A 3,528-nucleotide genomic window follows, 5' to 3' on the forward strand; every position below is an offset into this window, starting at 1 on the left:
GTTCCCGCTGTGCTCGTTGGCCGTGTACAGGAAGCGGCCGCTGGGGTGCACCGCGAGGTCGCGCGGCCACGTGCCGCCGCACGGCACCGTCGTCACGAGCCGCGCCTCGTCGCCGGCGAGCGCGAAGACCGAGACGACGTCCTCGCCGCGCACGGCGGCCCACAGCCAGCGCCCGTCCGGCGAGACCCGCACCCCGGAGCCGTAGGCGTCGCCCTGCGGCGCGAGCGGGAGCAGCGCGCTCTCCATGACCGCCTTGAGCGCGCCGGTGGCGGCGTCCCACCGGCACACCGTGAGGGTGGGTGACAGCTCGTTGAGGAGATACAGGTGTCCCCCGTCCGGGTGGAAGGCGAGGTGACGCGGGCCGGAGCCGGGGCGCAGCGCGAACTCGCGGTGCACGACCGGCGCGCCGTCCTCGATCCGCAGCACCCGCACCGAGTCGGTGCCGAGGTCCACGGTGAGCGCCCAGCGGCCCGAGGGGTCGGGCAGCACCTGGTGGGCGTGCGGCTCCTGCTGGCGCTGCGGGTGCGGCCCGGAGCCCTTGTGGGTGAGGACGCCCGAGACGGGGCCGAGACCGCCGTCGGCGCGCACGGGGAGCGCCGAGACGCTGCCGGAGTTGTAGTTCGCGGTCAGGAGGTGCCCGTCGTAGAGGCACAGGTGCGTGGGGCCCTCACCCCGTACGGGTACGGGCGGGCCGAGCGGCGCGGGGGCGCCCGCCGTGAGGTCGAGCGCCACGGCGGCCCCCTCGGCGGTCTCGCTGACCGCGTAGAGGCGTTCCCCGGCGGCGTCCAGGGCGAGGAAGGAGGGGTCGGGCACCGTCTCCGTGACCGCCTGCGGGGTCAGCGCCCCGGTGTCCGCGTCCACGAGGGCGCTCGTGACGCCCCGGCCCCCACCGGCCGTGAATGATCCGATGTACGCCCGCCCGGCCCACGTACCGTCCACTGCTCCACCCCTGTTCACCCGGCGGGCGCCCCCCTCCGGGACGCCCCGGGCGACGGTAGCAGCAGGGGTGACCGGGGGCGGCGCTGGTGGGGAGGGGGGCGCGGGTGGGGGAGGCGCGGGGAAGCGGGTGGCAGGATGGGCGCGCCCCCCGCCCGCGCGTGGACCGCCTGCCCGTGCTCGCGGTGACCGCCTGCCCGTGCCCACAGTGCGCTTCCGCGGTGCGGGCGAGCGTCCCGCACACAATCTCTCCCCACACCCGGCCCTCCGCGTGAGCGGCCGTCAAGGGCGTACTGTTTCCCGTACAGCACAGGTGTACGACCACCCCTCAGCGGTCACACGGGGGGTACGGATGCCACGCGCGGGCCTCTACGACGGAAAGGCGGCGATGGCCGTGAGTCTTCTCGGCGTGATCCTCGTCGTCCTCGGGGCCTGGCTCCTCGCCTCCCTGGCGCTGGGCCTCGTCCTCGCCCGGCACACGCACCGCGGTCTGCGCCGCCGGCTCGGCGCCGCCCGCAGGCTCGTGATGGTGAAGGTCCCCGAGTCGGCGGACGAGCCCCCCGCGCGCCGGCCGTCGGCGACGACGGGTCGCGGCACCCGCTGAGCCGCGAGCGTCCCGGCCCCCTCCCCCACTCCACGTGACCGCGCCCGCCGGGCCGCCCGGCCCGACGCCCTCGCGGCTGCTCCCGGACCAGGACCCCGCGCGCCTCGGGCGCCCTCGCTCCGACGGGCCCCGCACACGCGACTCCTGACGCCTCCTCACCCCTTGAGCGCGACCCCTTCGGCGAGCCCTCGCGGGGGGAGAGGTCCCCGCGGCGGGACCCCTCGCGCGAGCCCGCCCCTCCCCCGCCCCACGCCGCCGCTGCCTGTCGCCAGGTCCTGAACGTGGCCTCTTCGTGACCCCACGGCTACCAAAGCGAGGCCCTGGGACCGAACGCACGGCGTGAGCTGCGCTTTTCGCGCCCGGTCCGCCCCCGTGGCGGTGCCGCGAGGCCCGTACCCGGCTCCCGTACGACATGCGCGGGCAACAGAACCGACTTCATCTCTTGACAGGCCATCGGCCCGCACAGCACCCTTCCGGCAGCACGTGGGAACGCTCCCATGTCGCACTGTGGGAGCGCTCCTCACCGGAGTCGCGCGCCTTCGTGCGGCCCGTCGTGCCCGGCGGCCCGCCGCGTCACCCGCTCCCGCACGCCGCCTTCCCGACCCGGCACCGCTGCCGGAACCTAGGAGTAGTGGAATGCGCATCACCCGCACGGCCCCGGGCCGCGTCAGAAAGAACGTGGTCCTCGCCACCACGGCCCTGACGGCCTGCGCCCTCGTACTGACCGGTTGCAGTGACGACTCCGGCTCCTCGGACAAGGCGTCCGACGGGTCGATCACCCTGACCGTCGCCGACTACGGCCAGTTCGGGTACAAGGAGGCGAAGCTCTTCGCCGAGTACCACAAGCTGCACCCGGACATCACGGTCAAGGAGGACACGACCGCGAACGAGGCGGACTACTACCCGAAGCTGCTCCAGCAGCTCAACAGCAACAGCGGTCTCGGTGACGTCGTCGGCGTCGAGGTCGGGCGCGTCAAGGAGGTCACGGACACCCAGGCGGACAAGTTCGTGGACCTCAGCACGTCGATCGACGTGGGCGACTGGGTCTCCTGGAAGGAGAAGCAGGCCACGACGAAGGACGGCGCGGTCATCGGCGCCGGGACCGATATCGGCCCGATGTCCCTGTGCTACCGCCGCGACCTCTTCGAGCAGGCGGGGCTGCCCGCCGACCGCGAGACAGTGGCCAGGGCCGTCGCGGGCGGCTGGGAGGACTACATCAAGCTCGGCCAGGAGTACAAGAAGAAGGCGCCCGAGGGCACGTACTTCATGGACTCCGCGAGCGCGATGTTCAACGCCGTCGTCTCCTCGAACGCCGAGCAGTACTACGACAAGAGCGGCAAGGCGGTCTACAAGGACAGCGCCAGCGTCCAGCAGGGCTGGAACCTGGCCGCCGAGGTCGCCGGCAAGAAGCTGAGCCAGGGCCTCGCGCAGTTCCAGGACCCGTGGACGAACGCGCTGCGCAAGGGCACGATCGCGACCGTGGCCTGCCCCGCGTGGATGGCCGCCCAGATCTCGACCAACTCCGGCGACGCCTTCAAGGGCAAGTGGGACATCGCCAAGGCCCCCGGCGACACGGCCGCCAACTGGGGCGGTTCCTTCCTGAGCGTCCCGAAGGGCGGCAAGCACGTCAAGGAGGCCACCGCGCTGGTCAAGTGGCTCACCGCCCCCGAGCAGCAGGCGAAGACCTTCAAGGCCGTCGGCATCTTCCCGTCGAACAAGAAGGCGTACGACCTCGCCGACGTGAAGAGCGCGACGCTCCCGTACTTCAACAACGCCCCCATCGGTGAGATCTACGCGGCCGAGGCGCAGGCGATCCCCGAGGCCGTCCTCGGCGCGAAGGACGCGGCGATCAAGGACGAGATCTCGAAGCAGATCAACAACATGGAACAGCGCGGCACCAAGCCCGCCGACGCCTGGAAGGCGGCCACCCAGACCATCGACAAGTCGATCGGCTGACGGTCCGCCCGGGGGTCCCGCGCACGAGCGGG

3 protein-coding genes are annotated in these 3,528 nt (G+C 72.9%); 2 read left to right on the forward strand and 1 reads right to left on the reverse strand.

What is annotated here, in order from left to right:
* On the reverse strand, positions 1 to 939 hold a 939-nt coding region (locus SSBG_RS00735; protein WP_008744332.1), incomplete at its 3' end, for a lactonase family protein.
* Between the two features lie 385 nt (positions 940 to 1,324).
* Between SSBG_RS00735 and SSBG_RS00740 the strand changes: the two genes are divergently transcribed.
* Entirely contained in the window at positions 1,325 to 1,540 is a 216-nt protein-coding gene (locus SSBG_RS00740) for a hypothetical protein (RefSeq protein ID WP_037868597.1), read from the forward strand.
* A gap of 636 nt (positions 1,541 to 2,176) precedes the next feature.
* Positions 2,177 to 3,496: an ABC transporter substrate-binding protein gene (locus SSBG_RS00745; protein ID WP_008744334.1), complete on the forward strand. Its 1,320-nt coding sequence runs from the start codon at positions 2,177 to 2,179 to the stop codon at positions 3,494 to 3,496.
* The last annotated feature ends 32 nt before the right edge of the window (positions 3,497 to 3,528 follow it).

Origin of the sequence: Streptomyces sp. SPB074 (assembly GCF_000154905.1) — a bacterium.
In the GTDB taxonomy this organism is placed as follows: domain Bacteria; phylum Actinomycetota; class Actinomycetes; order Streptomycetales; family Streptomycetaceae; genus Streptomyces.